Origin of the sequence: Labrenzia sp. PHM005 (assembly GCF_006517275.1) — a bacterium.
Taxonomy (GTDB): Bacteria; Pseudomonadota; Alphaproteobacteria; order Rhizobiales; family Stappiaceae; genus Roseibium.
Genome location: NZ_CP041191.1, coordinates 5,982,752 through 6,000,747 on the forward strand (window position 1 = coordinate 5,982,752; position 17,996 = coordinate 6,000,747).

The 17,996-nt window shown below is 55.4% G+C and carries 12 protein-coding genes and 1 tRNA gene; 9 read left to right on the forward strand and 4 right to left on the reverse strand.

Annotated elements, in window-relative coordinates; genetic code table 11:
* Window positions 1-20 precede the first annotated feature (20 nt).
* Both FJ695_RS27095 and FJ695_RS27100 read left to right on the forward strand, forming a co-directional pair.
* The gene (locus tag FJ695_RS27095) at window positions 21-725 is read left to right on the forward strand and encodes a pirin family protein (RefSeq protein ID WP_141188352.1); all 705 of its coding nucleotides are present in this window, start codon (window positions 21-23) and stop codon (window positions 723-725) included.
* A gap of 61 nt (window positions 726-786) precedes the next feature.
* Complete coding sequence (locus FJ695_RS27100; protein WP_141188353.1) at window positions 787-1,092, forward strand: GNAT family N-acetyltransferase; 306 nt, start codon at window positions 787-789, stop codon at window positions 1,090-1,092.
* Here FJ695_RS27100 and FJ695_RS27105 read toward each other — a convergent pair.
* The 4 genes from FJ695_RS27105 to FJ695_RS27120 all read right to left on the reverse strand — a co-directional run bounded on the left by FJ695_RS27105 (window position 1,089) and on the right by FJ695_RS27120 (window position 3,275).
* Window positions 1,089-1,610: a hypothetical protein gene (locus FJ695_RS27105; protein WP_209010835.1), complete on the reverse strand. Its 522-nt coding sequence runs from the start codon at window positions 1,608-1,610 to the stop codon at window positions 1,089-1,091. The two genes, FJ695_RS27100 and FJ695_RS27105, sit on opposite strands and share 4 nt — an antisense overlap.
* 145 nt (window positions 1,611-1,755) lie before the next feature.
* Window positions 1,756-1,832, reverse strand: a tRNA-His gene (locus tag FJ695_RS27110).
* Between the two features lie 183 nt (window positions 1,833-2,015).
* A complete protein-coding gene (locus tag FJ695_RS27115; RefSeq protein WP_141188354.1) occupies window positions 2,016-2,528 on the reverse strand; it encodes a phasin in 513 nt (170 codons plus the stop codon).
* Window positions 2,529-2,885: 357 nt separating this feature from the next.
* Window positions 2,886-3,275, reverse strand: a complete 390-nt coding sequence (locus FJ695_RS27120) for a phasin (protein ID WP_141188355.1) — start codon at window positions 3,273-3,275, stop codon at window positions 2,886-2,888.
* A 260-nt stretch (window positions 3,276-3,535) separates the two neighbouring features.
* Between FJ695_RS27120 and FJ695_RS27125 the strand changes: the two genes are divergently transcribed.
* From FJ695_RS27125 to ftsH, 7 genes are all read left to right on the forward strand, one after another.
* Window positions 3,536-7,918, forward strand: a complete 4,383-nt coding sequence (locus FJ695_RS27125; protein WP_141188356.1) for an ATP-binding protein — start codon at window positions 3,536-3,538, stop codon at window positions 7,916-7,918.
* Entirely contained in the window at window positions 7,918-8,634 is a 717-nt protein-coding gene (locus FJ695_RS27130; protein ID WP_168206504.1) for a DUF4336 domain-containing protein, read from the forward strand. Before FJ695_RS27125 ends, FJ695_RS27130 begins: the two co-directional genes overlap by 1 nt.
* 255 nt (window positions 8,635-8,889) lie before the next feature.
* Window positions 8,890-9,933, forward strand: coding sequence for a Fe(3+) ABC transporter substrate-binding protein (locus FJ695_RS27135; RefSeq protein ID WP_141188357.1), 1,044 nt, complete (start codon window positions 8,890-8,892; stop codon window positions 9,931-9,933).
* 151 nt (window positions 9,934-10,084) lie between these two features.
* Window positions 10,085-12,328, forward strand: coding sequence for a DUF255 domain-containing protein (locus tag FJ695_RS27140; RefSeq protein WP_141188358.1), 2,244 nt, complete (start codon window positions 10,085-10,087; stop codon window positions 12,326-12,328).
* A gap of 201 nt (window positions 12,329-12,529) precedes the next feature.
* Window positions 12,530-14,152 (forward strand): thiamine pyrophosphate-binding protein, encoded by a 1,623-nt coding sequence (locus tag FJ695_RS27145; protein ID WP_247653753.1) that lies wholly within the window; start codon window positions 12,530-12,532, stop codon window positions 14,150-14,152.
* Between the two features lie 187 nt (window positions 14,153-14,339).
* Entirely contained in the window at window positions 14,340-16,028 is a 1,689-nt protein-coding gene (locus FJ695_RS27150; RefSeq protein WP_141188359.1) for an iron ABC transporter permease, read from the forward strand.
* Between the two features lie 83 nt (window positions 16,029-16,111).
* Window positions 16,112-17,938 (forward strand): ATP-dependent zinc metalloprotease FtsH, encoded by a 1,827-nt coding sequence (gene ftsH, locus FJ695_RS27155; protein WP_141188360.1) that lies wholly within the window; start codon window positions 16,112-16,114, stop codon window positions 17,936-17,938.
* Window positions 17,939-17,996 lie beyond the last annotated feature (58 nt).

Sequence of the window (17,996 nt, forward strand, 5' to 3'; positions counted from 1 at the left end):
CTCTTGAAAGGATTGTTGTTATGTCTCAGATCTACCGGGCATCCGAAGCACGCGGCGATGCTGATTTCGGCTGGCTGAAAAGCAAACATACGTTTTCTTTCGGCTCTTATTTTGATCCGAACCACATTGGTTTCGGCGCGCTTAGGGTCATCAACGAAGACCGTGTCGCGCCGACAGCCGGCTTCCCGACTCATCCGCATGAGAACATGGAGATCATCTCCTATGTGGTCTCCGGTGGGCTGGAGCACAAAGACAGCCTTGGCACAGGGTCTGTCATACGTCCTGGTGAGTTGCAGCGCATGAGTGCTGGCACTGGCGTCCGGCACAGCGAATACAATGCCTCGAGCACAGATCCGGTGCACTTCCTGCAGATCTGGATCGTGCCGGAAGAAGACGGACTTGCTCCGAGTTACGAGCAGAAGGCGTTTCCAACCGAGGAGCGTAAGGACGCTCTGCGGCTGATTGGTTCCCGCGACGGCCGCAACGGGTCGGTTACGATCAATCAGGATGTCGACCTTTACGGCTCGCTCCTGACTGCGGACCGCAGCCTTGCGTTTGACGTTCGTTCCAGCCGCAAGGTTTGGGTCCAGATCGTCAGGGGCAAATTGAATGTCAATGGCCAGCAGTTGACCGCTGGCGATGGCCTCGGGGTCCTAGAGCAAGGTGCACTTTCATTGAGCGCCCAGGAAGACTCAGAATTTCTGTTGTTCGACCTGGCCGCCTAACTGCACCAAATCCTGGAAGCGCGCAGTGCATTCCCTGCGCGTCCTATGTAGAGGAAACATCATGACCGAAACCGTCCTTCCGACAATCAGCCTGGAAGTCGAGGGAGCCAAAGGCCGCTACGTTGCCATCGTCGACGGCATCCCGGATCCAGCCGAATTAACTTACTCGATCGTCAACGACCGCCTGATTATTGCCGATCACACTGGCGTGCCGGACACGATGCGCGGGCTTGGTGTCGGCAAAGCACTGGTGGAACGACTGGTCTCTGATGCACGGGAAAAACAGTTCAAGATCATGCCGCTATGCCCCTATGTAAATGCCCAGCGACAAAAACACCCAGAATGGGCGGACGTTTTCCAGAACTAACGCTGTTGGATCAGTTGCGCCGAAGAGACGGTTATGCCCTCCTGAATGACAACGCTGGTCGGAACACCGCAGCCACGCAGCGTGTGAAGCGCGTCGGTCAGGAGGTCTCCGGCCTGCTCAAAGGCGGCGGAAGTTATGTCGGGCCCTGCAGAGCGAATACCGTCGGCTGCCTCGCGCAAACCAACCAGATTGGCATTCAGCTCCGTCAATTGACGTTTCAGCTCCGGATCTGCTTTCAGGCTTGGGCTTTGCAACCACTCTGATATCTCTTGAACCCGATCATCCAGGTTTTCCAAATTGTCTTTGAATTCCGCCGGCGTGACTTGCAGGCGTGCAAGCGTTGCTCCCGTCACCGCGCCGGCGACACGGGTACCGGCTTCTTCAACCTGGTGAAGCACCAACAACGCCAAAACACTTGCAGCGATCACCAGTAAAGCCGTTGCATTGATCAGGGCCAGCAGCAACTGTCCTGGCAGCCGGATCAATCTGCCCCAAAGTCCCTGCCGCTCTTTCGCCATTGCCGTATCTCCCTCGTACCTGCCGCCGGAAAACAGTCGGCGCTGTCAGATTGAAGTCTGTTCAAGAAACACGGCAAGCTAACACGGTTCCGTTAAGGGAGTTCCCAACGTACCTGATGCGCGAAATTTATTATTTGTGGGGGAATGGTACAGACGAGTGGATTCGAACCACCGACCTTCGGAGCCACAATCCGACGCTCTAACCAACTGAGCTACGTCTGCATAAGGCCTGAACTAGCGCGGGCTATATTTGCCCGGTCCGCCGATTTCAAGGGCGACTTCTAACGCCGTTTTTTCCGTCCGGCAAGCGCCAATTTTTAGAAAAATACAGCTTGTTGAAAAGCAAATGCCCGAAGCGAGAGGCTCCGGGCATAAAAACTCGTCACGGCATAGATGCCTGCAGTCTTAGTTGACCTTCAAATCCTTGAAGGACTTTTCGACCGCTTCCTTGACCGGAGCAGAAACGTCGGTGCTAAGCTTGGTGGCCAGTTCCTGCATTTCTTTGGTCTGGGCGCTTAGCGTGTCAAATTGCTGACGTGCAAACGTGGACTGCAGCTCGATGGCTTCGGCAACAGTCTTTACAGACATGATGTCTTTCATGAAGCTGAAAGTCGCATCAACGTTAGCTTTGGCCGCATCAACAGCCTTGTGATTGAACTCAACCACGCCCTGGCGGGAAGTTTCAAAAGTATCTTCCATCAGATCGGTTGCATCTTCAGCAGCGGTTTTCACCTTGGCGTAGGCTTCACGTGCGTTTTCGATGCCTTGTTCGGTTGCTTCACGGAAAGCAGCCGGAACTTCCATTTTCGGCATTGCGAAAGCTTCAAAGTCCGGGAATGCAGCGGCAGCGGCCGGAGCAGCTTTGGCTTTGGAAGCACGGGCTTTGGTAGCCGGTTTTGCAGCAGTTGTCTCAGTCATGATCTCATCTCCTAGAGTCCGGATGCGATCATTGGTGAAAATCATCTCCGCCGGTCGTCTCCCGGCGGACCCTGTCGTCATCCGCATCCCCTACATAGGACACCTCTTGTTGCATTGCAATATTTTTTTGCATTGCACAATCAACTTTCCGTCGCGTTCATGCGGTTTTCCCGGGATGCAAATGCCCGGCACACGACCAAGAATTGATTTTCCGGATGTTCTCGCAGGCGCCAGCAGGTGGATGGGAATGCCACTGAAGCAAAGGCCTGACGCTTGCCGCTGGGCGGTAAGTTCCTTGCTCATAATGGTTTGGCGCAGGGATCTGCGCCAAACTCCTTGATACTCTTCTGATTGGGGTCAGTCCTTTTGAGACGCCGCTTTGGTCGCTTCGGAAACAGTCTTTGTGGCCGAATTGGAGAACTCCCGTGCCTGTTCTCCAAGGGCTTCCATCTGGGACCGCAGATAGTCCTGCTGCAGCTTCATCATATCTTCGACACTGCCCGCCCGTGCGAGATCCTGAGCGAACTTAAATGCAGAATTGACGTGTTCTTCGGCATAGCTCAGGGCTTTTTTGTTGGCGTCTGCCGCCCCCGCCTGCACGGCATGAGCGCTTTCTTCCACATTGCTGACGGCCTTGTGGGTTGCACCCATTAAATCGTCAAAAGCCTTACGTGCTTGATCTACGCTCTTTTCAGCAAAATCACGCATTTGATCAGGCACTTCAAAACCGGTCTTATCAGCTGTCATTCTGGCATTCCTCGGTTTGGGAGAAGAATTGAAATTCGTACTTGCAAGAACTTTCCATGCCAAAAATTCGTAACATGCATATGGCAGCGCGGCAAATACATGCCCTCCGATTAACCACGCCTTCATGTAAGTCCTTTAGCAACCGTGCTTATCGTGGACGATACGGCTGTTTCCCGGTATTAACAGAGTGTTAACATTGCTGATGAAAGCCCGGCGGGCGCGTTACACCTCCCTTGCCGGATGACCATTTGGAGCAGAGCATGGACCATCAGACCCAAACCTTTCTGGACCTGACTGGCACGACCGATTTGGTCGAGCTTGTGCCAGATCGGCGGGCGGCATGGTTGTGGTCCTCGGATGGTGGACGCGTGCTTTGGGCAAACGCGGCTGGCGCTGCTTTCTTTTCTGCACAATCCATCAATGATTTAGCAAATTTGGCTGCGTTGGAGCGCTCGCCTGCCCGTCCACATATTGCACGTATAGCCGCTTCTGGGTTTACCGACCGCTTCAGTATCGACCGCCTGCGGTTCTACCGCGGTCTCAGAGTTATGTTGCTGACCTGCCAGTGCAAAAAGGTAGACCTCGCAGATGGCGAAACCGCAGCTCTGATAGTCTGTGCCGACAAAGGATTTACGACGACCAAAGATCCGGTCACGACGTTTGCACATTTGGTGGCTGGGGCTGAGACATCTGTGTTTGTCACCGACAACGGTGCTGTAAAAGAAACCACTGGAGCATTGACTGGCACTCCGGAAAACCTGGAATTGCCCAGGGGCCAAATGGCGCTTTATGGACCTCTTGACTTGGCTGGCGCCTTGCACAACGGCGCGGTTTTTAAATTGCCAGACGCGCAAAAACTCGTCGTGCTGGACAACCAAGAGATTGAAGCCGGTCTGCAAGATACGCCTCTGCCCGCTGCCGATACGGCTGAAGAACTCCCCGATCACCCGACCGAAGGAACTGGCGAAGAACCCTCTGCTTGGGCCCGGGCCGATGCTCTAGACACGGAACAGCAGCCCAGCGCGCTGCACGACACGGTACCGGAAACAGGCGACAAACTAGAAACCTCAGCATCAGACACGGTCGACGATGTACTGGTGAACACGGCTCCAGAAAACAGCGCGACAGGTGAAGAACTTCCAGTCGCTGAATTGGATACCGAAGAACCTTCCGAAGCAGGCGATGCTGCTGGAGACGGTGAGGTCATGGAGGCTGCCGCGTCCTTAGATGATACGCCGGAAGCAACCGAAGACACCGATGCGGTAGAGGAAACTGCTGTCCCTGAAACAACAGCTGAACTTGTTCCGGACGATGCTGAAGACATCAAGACCGAGGAGTTTGTTTTTCAGCCAGGGCGGCGGCCGGTCCGCTTTGCCTGGAAAATGGATATCAACCAGCGCTTCACGTTCCTGTCCGATGAGTTTTCTGAGGTGGTGGGACCGGCAAGCGCCGACATCGTTGGCTTGACCTGGGCCGAAGTTGCCGACCGGTTCGACCTCGATCCACGCGGCAGCATTGCCAGGGCACTCGACCGCCGCGACACCTGGAGCGGCAAAACCGTCGATTGGCCAGTCACAGATGCCGCGCTCCGCGTCCCTGTCGATATGGCGGCGCTGCCAGCGTTTGACCGCAACCGGAAATTTGAAGGTTACCGCGGCTTTGGTGTTTGCCGGGCAGCTGATGCCAAACCTGGTAGCCGGATCGCAGTCCTCAGCCCGGCCATGGCGGCCTTTGATGAGGGTCTCGGGGTAGATGACGCTGATACTCCAGCAGAACCCGACAAACCTGTAGCTGAAACTGCATCAGAAATTGCGGAAGTGGAGGTAGAAACCCAAGTTTCTGCCATTGAGACAGCAACACCAGAAACGGTTGAGGCTGTCTCCCCCCCTGCCCCGGCTGCAGAAGAGCTTAAGCCAAAACAACCGGATGCGTTGGCCGGCAAAACATTTATCGGCGCCAGCGCCGCGGCCTTGGTGGGATCCCTTGCCCGCTTTACTGGAACGACACCACCACCCAAAACAGAACATACCGCTCCGGCGGCACCGTCACTCAATCCCTCTCAAGATGATGCGGACACAGCCAATCCAGATCCGGATGACGTTTCCGAGGAAACCGCAGCAAACGATGCTGACACCGCGATTGAGGAACCGCTGACGGCTGCCGTTGCTATGGACGAAGTTCTGGAGCAGGCGGCTGCGCCTTCAACTACAGAAGAAACACCCGCGTCTGAACCAGTTGAGCCTGCCGAAAATGTCGAAAATGAATTGGCTGACGAGGGCGCGTCAGAAGCGTTTGAAGAGACACCGCCTACTGATGACAGCGGATTGATCACCGAAAACGCCGACGATGAAACCGGCGATGTAGAACCATCTGCTGCGGATCTACCGGCCGATGCTGAGATCGAAACGCCAGCAGACAGCTCAGCCTCTGCGGAGACCGAAACATCATTGGCAGATCTCGAAAGCTCCGAAGATGAACCCGCGGGAATCTCTGGAACAGCTTCTCTTGATGCCGCTGAAATTGAATCGGCGGTCAAGTCTTTGCAGAAGTCCTACAAGAAAAGCACCGAGCCAGAACCGGATCTGTTTGAAGGCAATGATGCGGAAAGCTCAGAAGCACCAGTTGACCGAGCTGCTGTCTCAGCCAGTGAGAGCGAAGAGACACTAGCCGAGACAGATGATACGGCAGCTGATGAGGCCGAAATCGAGGTTTCAGAAACAAACTCCGAGGAAGATGACAGTCAACACGAGGCCCTGTCAGTTGACACTACCGACGAAGAGCCTGAGCACAGCGACAACGCTGCAGACGAAGAACGGGAGTTCTTTGAAGAAACGGCTGCCTTTGAAGCCGAAGAACTTGCGAAAGAGTTTGAAGAAGATCTCGCGGCCTCCGACAATGTTGAGACCTTGCCTCCTGCCCACGGCGACAACGTCATTCCGCTTGCAACCGTCAAACCTCGAGTTGTTCCGGTAGACACCTCCGGTTTGTCGCGTCCGGAACGGCAAGCTTTCCGGAAAATTGCAGAAGCATTGGGCGCCCGTCTGGAAGGTGACCTGGACGGCTGGGATGAGCCGGATACGGAAGAACCGGATCTTCCCGAACTTCCGCCGGAAGTTCCAGAAGCCGGGCCTATCGATCCGACTCTTTTGGACCGGTTGCCGATCGGCATCGCCATCGCCTATGACCGGGATGTGCTTTACGCCAATAAGGCGCTCTTGAGCCTCCTGGGCTATCGGTCGATCGCCGCATTGAGCGAAGCAGGTGGCCTTGAAGCCCTCTTCATCGATGAAACCGAAGACCTTCCGGATGCCGAAGGTATGGTCGGCGAGCTTGATGAAACCATGAAGGTCCGCCTCGCAGATGGCGGCGTCCGGTCCGTTGATGCACACATGCATTCGGTCCCCTGGAATGGCAGCCGCGGTTTGATGATTTCGATCACAGAACGTACGGCCAAACCCGCTGCCGCGGGGGTCGCTCCTGCATCACCGAACTTTTTTGCTGAGGTCCGCGGTGAACTCGACCGGGCTCGAGATCAAATCTCGGAAATGGACACCATCCTGGAAACGGCGACCGATGGTGTCTTGGTTCTGGATGAAAACGGCACCATCCTTAAGGTCAACGGATCGGCAGAAGCCTTATTCAGCGCCAGCAGAGGTGAAATGATCGGAAAACCGTTCATTGATTTCCTTGCGCCTGAAAGCCACAGTTTGGCTAAAGATTACCTCGACGGGCTTTCCCGCAACGGGGTTGCCAGTATCCTGAACGACGGCCGGGAAGTTTTGGGCAAAGTTCCATCCGGCGGTTTGATCCCGTTGTTCATGACCATGGGCCGGATCAGCGGTGCGGACGATACAAAGTTCTGCGTGGTCCTGCGGGATATCACCCAATGGAAAACCGCCGAAGAAGAACTCACCCAAGCCAAACGCCAGGCCGAAAATGCAAGTTCGCAAAAATCCGATTTTCTGGCCAAGATCAGCCACGAGATCCGCACTCCATTGAACGCGATCATCGGGTTCTCCGAAGTCATGATGGAAGAACGTTTCGGTTCGATCGGCAATGAGCGCTATAAGGATTATCTGAAGGACATTCGCACCTCCGGCTCGCACATCATGAGCCTGGTCAATGACCTTCTGGATCTGTCCAAGATCGAAGCCGGCAAACAAGAACTGCAGTTCTCATCCGTCTCGGCCAACGAGATCATCAACGAATGCGTAGCGCTGATGCAACCGCAGGCGAACCGCGAGCGGGTGATCATCCGCGCGAGCGTGCCCGATACCGTGCCGAATATCGTGGCGGATCAGCGGTCGCTGCGCCAAATCGTTCTCAATCTCCTGTCCAACGGCATCAAGTATAATAAGTCCGGTGGTCAGGTGATTCTGTCGACGACTTTGGAAGCAAATGGTGAAGTTGCTCTTCGTGTGCGCGACACCGGTTCTGGCATGACGCCGAAGCAACTGGCTGCAGCCCTTGAACCTTTCCGCCAGGTGCATACGGCGCGGCGCGGCGGAGGAACCGGTTTGGGCTTACCGTTGACCAAGGCGCTGGCAGAAGCCAACCGGGCACAATTCCACATCGATTCCACGCCGGATCAAGGCACGTTAGTGGAAATCACCTTCCCGACTGAACGCGTCCTGTCAGAATAATGTCGGACGGCCAACCATCAGAGCTGGTTGAAGTTGCTGAAAATATTTGGATTGCGGAAGGGGGCATTGTGCCGTTTTTCGGCTGTGCCTACCCGACGCGTGCCGTCATCGTCCGCCTGCCTTCCGGTGCCTTGTGGGTGTGGTCGCCGATTGAGTTGACGCCAGCGCTGAAAGACCAGGTCGAAACCCTTGGAGCTCCGGCGCATCTGGTGAGCCCAAACAAGATCCATCACTTGTTTCTGAAGGACTGGAAAGACGCTTGGCCCGAGGCCCGTTTATGGGGACCTCAAAGCACAATTGAGAAGCGGCGCGACCTTTCCTTTGAGGCCCCGCTCGATCAATCCGCACCGGACACTTGGGAAGGAGCAATAGACCTTGTCCGCTTTGCCGGCTCACCCGTGATGGACGAAGTCGTCTTTTTTCACCGGCAATCCAGCACAGCCATCCTTGCTGATTTAAGCGAAAATTTTTCAGAAGAATTTCTCAACAAGCACTGGAAGCTCTGGCAACGCTGGATCGCGCGGACCTGGGGCATAGTTGTTGGCAAAGGTTATGCGCCGCTGGAATGGCGGCTGACGTTTTTCAACCGGGCAAAGGCCCGCGCATCCCGGGACATCTTGTTGAACTGGGATCCCACCGCCGTGATTATGGCGCATGGTGAGTGGCAAAAGGCCGATGGCCGCAAATTCCTCGAAAAATCGCTCGAGTGGGTGTGATCAGTAATCGCACTTAGCTTCACTGCCTACTTCTGCAAGGGCTCTTTGGGCGCACATGGCTTCCTGCAAATGATTGGCAACAATGACTTTTCCGGACTTTTTGTTGAGTTTTTCACTCCAGTTAGTTTGGAATCATTCTAAATTGTTGAAATTAAATAGCTTATTGACATTCGAATGACTAAGGGACATAAACCTGAGTATAGACTTCAGCTTAAATTTCTGAAGCACCAACAACCAGACTTCTGGGAGAATTCGATGCGTTCTACGCTCCGCGCCCTCACCGGTGCCGCTGCTCTCGCGGCAACCACTTTCGCTGCTGCACCGGCCTTCGCCGACGGTGAAGTCAACATCTATTCCTACCGTCAGCCGTTCCTGATCCAGCCGCTTCTGGATGCTTTCACAGCAGAGACCGGTGTCAAAGCCAACGTGATCTATGCCAAAAAAGGTCTCGGTGAGCGGATTTCCGCGGAAGGTGCGAACTCGCCGGCTGACATTCTCCTGACCGTCGACATCGGCCGTCTGGATGGCGCCAAGCAGCTTGGCATTACACAACCGGTCGTCTCCGACGTTGTAAACGGCAACATTCCGGCTGAATTCCGGGATCCGGAAGGTCACTGGATCGGCCTGACCAACCGTGCCCGCATCATTTATGCGTCCAAGGACCGTGTTTCTCAGGACAGCATCACATATGAAGAGCTGGCGGATCCGAAGTGGAAGGGTAAAATCTGCACCCGCTCCGGCCAGCACGTTTATTCCATCGGCCTGATCGCTTCCATGGTTGCACACCATGGCGCAGAAAAAACCGAAGAGTGGCTCGCAGGTGTCCGTGACAACCTGGCCCGCAAGCCAGCCGGCAACGACCGCGCGCAGGTCAAATCCATCTTCGCTGGCGAGTGCGACATCTCCATCGGCAACACCTATTACATGGGCAAGATGGAAACCAACGAGAAAGAGCCGGAGCAAAAAGAGTGGGCCGCGTCCGTCCGCATCCTGTTCCCGAACGTTGAAGACCGCGGCAGCCACGTGAACCTTGCTGGTGTTGTTTTAGCCAAACACGCGCCTAACAAAGACAACGCTGTCAAACTGATCGAATTCCTGACCTCTGCAGACGCTCAGAAGATCTATGCGGAAACCAACTTCGAATATCCGGTTACCCCGGGTGTTGAGGTCTCCGACCGCGTCAAAGCTTGGGGTGATCTGAAGAAAGACGCCCTGTCTCTCGACGACATCGCCAAGAACCGGAAGACCGCCAGTGAGCTGGTCGACAAAGTCGGCTTCGACAACGGTCCGTCTTCCTAAAGATCGTACCAGTCATCTCCAGAGAAAAGCGCCGTCCCCGACGGCGCTTTTTTCGTTTCAGCCAAGCCCCCAGGATGCCAACCGGAGGATTGACGCCAATGTGACCAGCCATGCGCCGAACCTATGGTAACCCACCATAGGGAGGTCCTTCATGAACCGCATCATTTCGAGCTTATCTGCACTCCTGGTTCTGCTGTCTGTGCCAACTTTGGCTGAAGCGCAGAAAGCAAACCATTTGGCCGGCAGCGCCTCTCCCTATCTGCTGCAACATTTGGACAATCCGGTTGACTGGTATCCCTGGGCGCCGGAAGCACTCGAGAAGGCCAAAGCCGAAAACAAGGTCATCCTGATCTCCGTCGGTTACGCCTCTTGTCATTGGTGTCATGTGATGGAGGAAGAAAGTTTCATGAACGAGGAGATTGCGGCGCTTTTGAACCGTGATTTCATCTCTATCAAGATCGACCGGGAAAGCCGGCCAGACTTGGATGAGCAGTTCATGACGGTAACGCAGCTGATTACTGGCGGCGGCGGCTGGCCCAATACTGTCTTTCTGACACCCGATGGCGAAGCTTTTTACGCCACGACCTATCTGCCTCCAGACCAATTGACGGAAATGCTTTCCTTAGTCACCAGGACATGGTCGGAAGAACCGCATGTGGTGGCACAAGAAGCGAAAAAAGTGACCACAGCGGTTAGTGGCTATCTCACCAAGAAGGCAGAAGCTCAAGACCTTACGAAGGATGTCATCGCTTCGATTGCCGCGAGTTTTTATGAGGGCCTCGATCCGTTCAATGGCGGTTATGGCGAAGCGCCGAAATTTCCGCGCGAGACCATGTTCCTGTTTTTGCTGGATCATGCAGAACGCACAGGGGACACACAGGCACTCACCGCCGTAACAGATATGCTGGACGGCATGATCCGAGGCGGCATCCATGATCATGTTGGCGGCGGCTTCCACCGCTATGCCATAGATCCGGAGTGGCACATCCCGCATTTCGAAAAAATGCTCTATACCCAGGCGATGACTGGGCAACTGTTGGTCCGGACCTACGCTGTTACCGGAAAACAGGCCTATCGACACGCTGCAGAGCGGCTCTTTGATTATGTTTTGCGGGATTTGCGCGATACGAGTGGCGGCTTTTATTCCGCTCAAGACGCAGACAGCCAAGACGCCACCGGCGACAAGACCGAAGGCTCCTATTACACATGGACACCGGAGCAACTCGCGCCTCTTGGCAATGAAGCGACCTTCGCCAAGGACATCTTCCAGATCACGGAAGATGGTGAGCTGGACGGCAGCAATGTCCTTCATCTTGCTGGACCTGTAAGTGAATTGGCTGCGGACCGTGGTGTAGACGAAGGGGAACTTCAGACCCGCTTAGATAACCTCCTAGCCAAGCTGCAAGAGATGCGCCGCGAGCGGCCAACCCCTGCTTTGGATCGGAAAATCGTCGTCTCCTGGAACGGTATGATGGTCCAGGCCCTGGCGGAAGCCGGATACCGTTTGGGCCGGCCGGAGTATTCCCACGCAGCCGAAGATGCAGCCGAGTTCATCAAATCGAACCTCACCGGTTCCGACGGACTTAACCGGATCAGCTTTGACGGTAAGGCCGATATTGCAGGTCAATTGGAAGATTATGCCGCTCTCGGATTGGCATTCGTTGCCCTGCACGATTTTTCTAAGAACACAAACGATAAGACCCGATGGCTTAAAGACGCAGCCGCGTTGGCAGCTGAAATCCAGACCAAGTTTGGCGCTGCCGAAGACGGCTTCTTCATGGCGCAGTCTGTTGATGGTTTAACCCGCATCCTGCCAGTCAACGATTCTGATGTGCCATCAGGCAATGCCCTGGCCTTGTCGCTGTTTTCCAAACTGGCGAACCGCTCGGCGGCTCCGGAGCTAGAACAACAAGCCTATCTCCTGGCAAGTGCGGTTTCAGGCCATGCCATCTCATTTCCCACGCAACGCGGATTTCTGATCAAAGCCCTCCAAGACCTGGACCAAGGAGAAACTGGAACCTTAAGGCATGTCGGCGGCGGTAAGGTGCGTGTGGAACTGAAATCCGCGCCCTCATCCAGCGATATCTTGCTGTCTATTTCGGTCGCCGACGGCTGGCACATCAACGCACACAAGCCATTGGAAGACTACTTCATCGCAACTGAACTGACGGCTGATGGCATTGCTCCTTCGGACGTCCAATATCCAGAACCCATCATCAAAGCTTTGTCCTTCAACGCCCAAAAACTTGCGTTGCTTGAAGGTGACTTTGACATCACGGCTGAGCTCAACACGCAAAAGGCACCAATGACACCGCAGCAAATCTCTCTGAACTTGCAAGCTTGCAGCGATGAAATTTGCCTTGCGCCGGAAACATTGAGTTTCTGGATTTGGTAGGCTGATCCAAGCCTATGTTACATTTTGCGAAATCAGATAGCTCCCGTTTCCCCAGAACATCAAGATCACACACAAAGCATGCACCAATTGCGTGTTTACTACCTTTTTCTTGCGTGAATGGACAAAAACTCACCAGAATTGCACGGCATGCGCGGCGATTTTCAGCTATCAGTGAGGGAATTGCGACAGGAGTGAGCACCGTTGAGCAGCAAAATGCATGTCTATCAATCCATTGCCCGGGCCGTGAGCGATCATGGCATCAACACCATGTTCGGCCTAATGGGCGATGCCAACCTGTTCATGGTGGACAGTTTTGTGCGCGAGTGCGACGGACGTTTTGTCCCAGCGGCTCACGAAGGCAGCTCGGTGCTCATGGCGTTGGCTTATACGCATGTTTCGGGAAAAGTCGGCGTTGCCACGGTTACACACGGTCCAGCATTGACCAATTGTATGACCGCACTCACGGAAGGCGCGCGTGGCCATATCCCAATCGTTCTCCTAGCCGGAGACACGCCTGTCGCCAATCCGCGCCACCTGCAGGGAATTGACCAACGCGAACTGGCCAAGGCGACCGGAGCCGGGTTTGAGCAGCTGCGGACACCCGATACAGTCGGAATGGATGTCGCGCGCGCGTTTTACCGGGCTCAAGTCGAACGCCGACCGATTGTCCTGAACATGCCTGCCGAATTCATGTGGCAGGAAGCTCCTTATGAGCCTCAGATGCTGGATGTTTTCACTGCACCAGGTGGCGTGGCTGAGGGCGGTATTTTGGATGAAGCCATCGGGATGATCGCATCCGCGCGCCGGCCAATGATCCTGGCCGGCGGTGGCGCAACACACGCGCGGGATCAGCTGATCAAACTCGCCGACCGGCTGGAAGCTCCCCTGGCAACGACTTTGAAAGCCAAGGGCCTCTTCCGCGATCATCCCTACAACATCGACATTTTTGGCACCCTGTCGACACCCGCTGCTTATGACCTGATCGCTCAGACCGATTGTATTGTCTGCTTCGGCACCGGTTTGCACGACTTCACCACCGATCGCGGCAAACTGATGCAAAACAAGCGGATCGTACAGGTCGATGTTGAACCGACCGCCATTGGCGGCGGTCTGCACCCAGATGCCGCCCTCATCGCCGATGCGGGCCTGACGGCTGAAACGATCCTCTATTGGCTGGATGAAGCCGAGATCCCGGCCAGTGGTTTTACCCGGGAGCTGGACACCGAAACGCTGACGGCACATCCGGTAGACGCCAAGAAGACCGCCGATGGGTATGTCAACTATGTCGCCGCACTGCAGCGGTTCGAGGAAGCTCTTCCCAAAGATCGTGTTCTGGTAACCGATGGCGGTCGCTTCATGACCGAAGTTTGGTGCCGGATCTCCGCCCCCGATCCGAAAAGTTTCGTGAATACAGCGAATTTCGGTTCCATCGGCCTTGGACTTCAGGAAGCCATCGGTGCCGGTGTGGCGGCTCCGGACCGGCCCGTTGTGCTTTTCAGCGGCGACGGCGGCTTCATGATGGGCGGCATCAACGAGTTCAACACCGCTGTGCGCCTCGGCCTCGACCTCATCGTGATCGTCGCCAATGACTCAGCGTATGGCGCAGAACACATTCAGTTTCTCGACCGGCAAATGGACCCGAGCTTGACGGTCTTCCATTGGCCGTCCTTCGCGGAGGTGGCCACCTCGCTGGGCGGACTAGGGATCGAGGTGCGGTCTGATGAAGAGCTGGAAACCGCGCTTGAAGCGGTCAAAAACCGCAAGGGACCAGTGTTGATTGATCTGCGCCTTGATCCGCACGACGTGCCACGTATGCGGATCTGATATCAGCAGACATCAGCTAGATTAGAAACTCTCGTCAACAAACATGGAGCGCCGCGATGAGCGGCGCTTTTGCTTTTTGTATTGAAATTCGATGCGGACAGCCCTTTGAGACTTCGCTCGTCCTTTGCTTTTTGCGGCAAGAGCCGCTAGAGCTTTTGCGAAGCATTACCAACGACAAAGACAGCTCGTGCTCCGCACCCCTTCACACTCGTTTACAGACCGGTTTTGGCAGTTTTCAGCGCTCATTATAGCGCTTCTTGTGCTGTTGCCGCTGGCCGCGATCGTCTGGATCGCTTTTACGCCAACCGGTGAAGTCTGGGGGCACCTCCTAAGGACAGTACTGCCCGGTTCGCTGATGACCACTCTGTTGTTGATGCTTGGTGTCGGTTTGTCGACAGGCATCACGGGGGTTGTTGCAGCCTGGCTGGTCACCATGTGCGAGTTCCCTGGGCGCAAAATTATGGATTGGGCCCTGCTCATTCCGCTTGCGGTTCCGACCTATATCGTTGCGTTTTCTTATGTCGAAGTGCTTGATTATACGGGCATTGTCCAAAGTACAATCCGGTCACTGTTCGGCTTCAAAACGTCCCGGGACTATTGGTTCCCTGAGATCCGCTCCCTGGGTGGCGCGGTCTTCGTTATGGGGCTGGTGCTCTATCCCTATGTCTATCTGACCACCCGAGCGAGTTTTCTGATCCAATCGGCGTCCACGCTGGATGTCTCCCGAACCCTCGGCGCGTCGCCTTACGGGCTGTTCTTCCGCATTGCCTTGCCGCTGGCCCGTCCGGCCATCGTGATCGGCGTATCGCTCGCCCTGATGGAATGCCTCAACGACATTGGTGCGGTGACCTTCTTCGGTGTCAAAACACTGACCTTTTCCGTTTATGACACCTGGCTCAACCGCTCCAGCTTGGGCGGCGCCGCACAGCTGGCTCTCGCGATGCTCGCCATGGTGTTTCTGTTGTTGTGGCTGGAACGGTTTGGCCGCCGCAAGCAGCGGTTCGACAGCGGTGGAGGTTCCAAACACCGCCCACCAACCCGTTTCGATCTGACTGGAGCAAAAGCTGCTGCGGCGTTCGGCCTGTGTTCTTTGCCCATCTTGCTCGGCTTCATTGTGCCAGGGCTTCTGCTCGCCGATCGGGCCAGCCGGCGTCTAGACGATCTTCTGTCGCCAAACTTTTTAACCACGAGCTGGAACAGTTTCAGCCTGGCTGCCGTTGCCGCATTGATCACCGTCGTGGTGTCAGTTGCGCTCGCCTATGCGCTGCGGCTCAATCCCAAGGGGCCGTTGAAGCTTGGCGTCCGGCTTGCGTCCATTGGTTATGCTATTCCGGGAACAGTGCTTGCCATTGGCATTTTGATCCCGCTCGCCAATTTCGACAATTTCGTTGATGCCCGGATGGAAAACTGGTTCGGCATCAACACCGGCTTGCTGCTGCTCGGCAGTGGAACTGGGCTGATTTATGCCTATTGTGTGCGCTTCCTCGCGGTGTCCTACGGCCAAGTCGAGGGCGGGTTTGGCAAGATCTCACCGCACCTTGATATGGCCGCCCGCACTTTGGGCCGGAACACCGGACAGACCCTCGGTCAGATCCATTTACCGATCTTAAAACCCGTTCTTCTGTCGGCCGCCCTGCTCAGCTTCGTCGATTGCATGAAAGAACTGCCAGCAACGATCCTCTTGCGCCCCTTCAATTTCGAAACGCTGGCAACAACGGTCTTTGAAGCAGCATCACGCGAAGCCTTCGAAGAAGCTGCGTTGCCATCCCTGGCGATCGTCCTTGTCGGACTTATTCCTGTCATTCTGCTCGCCCGCTCCAGCGCAGATTCCTTCCGGACCAAAATGTCCAAACGTCAAGCTGGCCCAGCTGTTTGAACACCGGCTACGTGTCTTGACAGATCGCAGCGAACACGCGCCAATGACGGCAGAAAAACGCGTTGATATGGGACAGGGACTCCATGGAGAAAAAACACCAAATCAATCTTTGGTACGCCTTCATTGCCATGATGATGGTGCTGTTGTTCCAAAGCTGGTGGACGACCTACAAAAACGTCGAACAGATACCCTACAGCGAATTTGAGATCTATCTGAAAGACAAGAAGATCGAAGAAATCGCCATCAAGGAAAACACTATCGAGGGCAAGTTCAAAGAGCCTTTGAAGGATGGCAAGCAGTATTTCATCACAACCCGGGTGGATCAGCCCCTTGCAGAAGAGTTCAGCAAATACGATGTGAAGTTCACCGGCGTCGTCCAGAATACCATCATCCGGGACATTCTCTCGTGGGTTCTGCCGGTTCTTCTTCTCTTCGGCCTCTGGATGTTCTTCATCCGCAAATTCGCTGAAAAACAGGGCCTTGGCGGCATGATGACCGTCGGCAAATCCAAGGCCAAGGTCTATGTCGAAACCGATGTTGAGGTCAGCTTTGAAAATGTCGCCGGGGTCGATGAAGCCAAACGCGAACTGAAGGAAGTCGTCGACTTCTTGAAAGACCCGAAATCCTATGGCCGGCTGGGCGCGCATGTGCCCAAAGGGATCTTGTTGGTCGGCCCTCCGGGAACCGGCAAGACGCTTTTGGCCCGTGCTGTCGCCGGTGAAGCTGGCGTGCCTTTCTTCTCAATTTCAGGGTCCGAGTTCGTCGAGATGTTCGTCGGTGTCGGCGCAGCCCGTGTGCGCGATCTATTCGACCAGGCGCGCAAGGAAGCACCCGCAATCATTTTCATTGATGAGCTGGATGCTCTTGGCCGTGCGCGCTCCAGCGGACCAATGGGCACCAATGACGAAAAGGAACAGACCCTCAACCAGCTCTTGACCGAGCTGGATGGGTTCGACCCCTCCAGCGGCATCATTCTACTGGCAGCAACCAACCGTCCGGAAATTCTTGATCAAGCTCTCTTGCGCGCAGGACGATTCGACCGTCAGGTTCTGGTAGATCGTCCTGACAAGATCGGCCGCCGGGCGATCCTGGATGTGCACGTCAAGAAGATCACACTCGCAGAAGATACGAACCTAGATCAGGTTGCCCAGCTGACAGCCGGGTTCTCCGGAGCCGATCTTGCAACCTTGATCAACGAAGCCGCCTTGCTCGCGACCCGCCGAAATGCAGATGCCGTCACCCTCAAAGACTTCAACGAAGCCATTGAACGGGTGATTGCCGGCCTTGAGAAGCGAAGCCGCGTGCTGTCCGACAAGGAACGCAAAACCGTCGCCTTTCACGAAATGGGCCATGCGCTTGTTGCCGCCAATCTGGAAGGCTGCGATCCGGTGCACAAGATTTCCATCATTCCGCGGGGTATCGGCGCCCTTGGCTATACCATGCAGCGACCCACCGAAGACCGGTTTCTCCTGTCCACACAAGACCTTGAAAACCGGATGGCTGTTTTGATGGGCGGCCGCGCAGCCGAAGAAATCATCTTCGATGAGATTTCGACCGGGGCGTCAGACGACCTTCAGAAGGTCACCGAAGTCGCCCGCGATATGGTGATGCGTTACGGCATGGAAGATGCTTTGGGCAACCGCGTCTACGCAAGCCCGCAGCAGAATTTTCTCGGCCAACCGGGTCCGGACAGGGCAGACGTGTCAGAGGAAACCCAGCGGGAAATAGATCTTGCGATCCGGGCCCGCGTAGAGGCCGCCTTTGCGCGCGCCAAGACGATCCTGAACGATCACCGCAGCGAATTGGATCAAGGCGCCGAATTGCTGCTGACCAGAGAAACCCTGACCGATCAGGATTTCCCGGCCATCCGGCCGCTTGCCGAACGCAAGGAGGCAGCGGCTGCGGAGTAAACATGCACTTGCCTCTAGCGAGATTACCAAGACTAATTGCAAGTGTAATTCATTGATT

Excerpts from the sequence above, each read along its gene's own strand:
- ftsH (WP_141188360.1), top strand. The coding sequence starts at position 16,112 with ATGGAGAAAAAACACCAAATCAATCTTTGGTACGCCTTCATTGCCATG.
- FJ695_RS27105 (WP_209010835.1), bottom strand. The coding sequence starts at position 1,610 with ATGGCGAAAGAGCGGCAGGGACTTTGGGGCAGATTGATCCGGCTGCCA.
- FJ695_RS27095 (WP_141188352.1), top strand. The coding sequence starts at position 21 with ATGTCTCAGATCTACCGGGCATCCGAAGCACGCGGCGATGCTGATTTC.
- FJ695_RS27100 (WP_141188353.1), top strand. The coding sequence starts at position 787 with ATGACCGAAACCGTCCTTCCGACAATCAGCCTGGAAGTCGAGGGAGCC.
- FJ695_RS27115 (WP_141188354.1), bottom strand. The coding sequence starts at position 2,528 with ATGACTGAGACAACTGCTGCAAAACCGGCTACCAAAGCCCGTGCTTCC.
- FJ695_RS27135 (WP_141188357.1), top strand. The coding sequence starts at position 8,890 with ATGCGTTCTACGCTCCGCGCCCTCACCGGTGCCGCTGCTCTCGCGGCA.
- FJ695_RS27140 (WP_141188358.1), top strand. The coding sequence starts at position 10,085 with ATGAACCGCATCATTTCGAGCTTATCTGCACTCCTGGTTCTGCTGTCT.
- FJ695_RS27125 (WP_141188356.1), top strand. The coding sequence starts at position 3,536 with ATGGACCATCAGACCCAAACCTTTCTGGACCTGACTGGCACGACCGAT.
- FJ695_RS27120 (WP_141188355.1), bottom strand. The coding sequence starts at position 3,275 with ATGACAGCTGATAAGACCGGTTTTGAAGTGCCTGATCAAATGCGTGAT.
- FJ695_RS27130 (WP_168206504.1), top strand. The coding sequence starts at position 7,918 with ATGTCGGACGGCCAACCATCAGAGCTGGTTGAAGTTGCTGAAAATATT.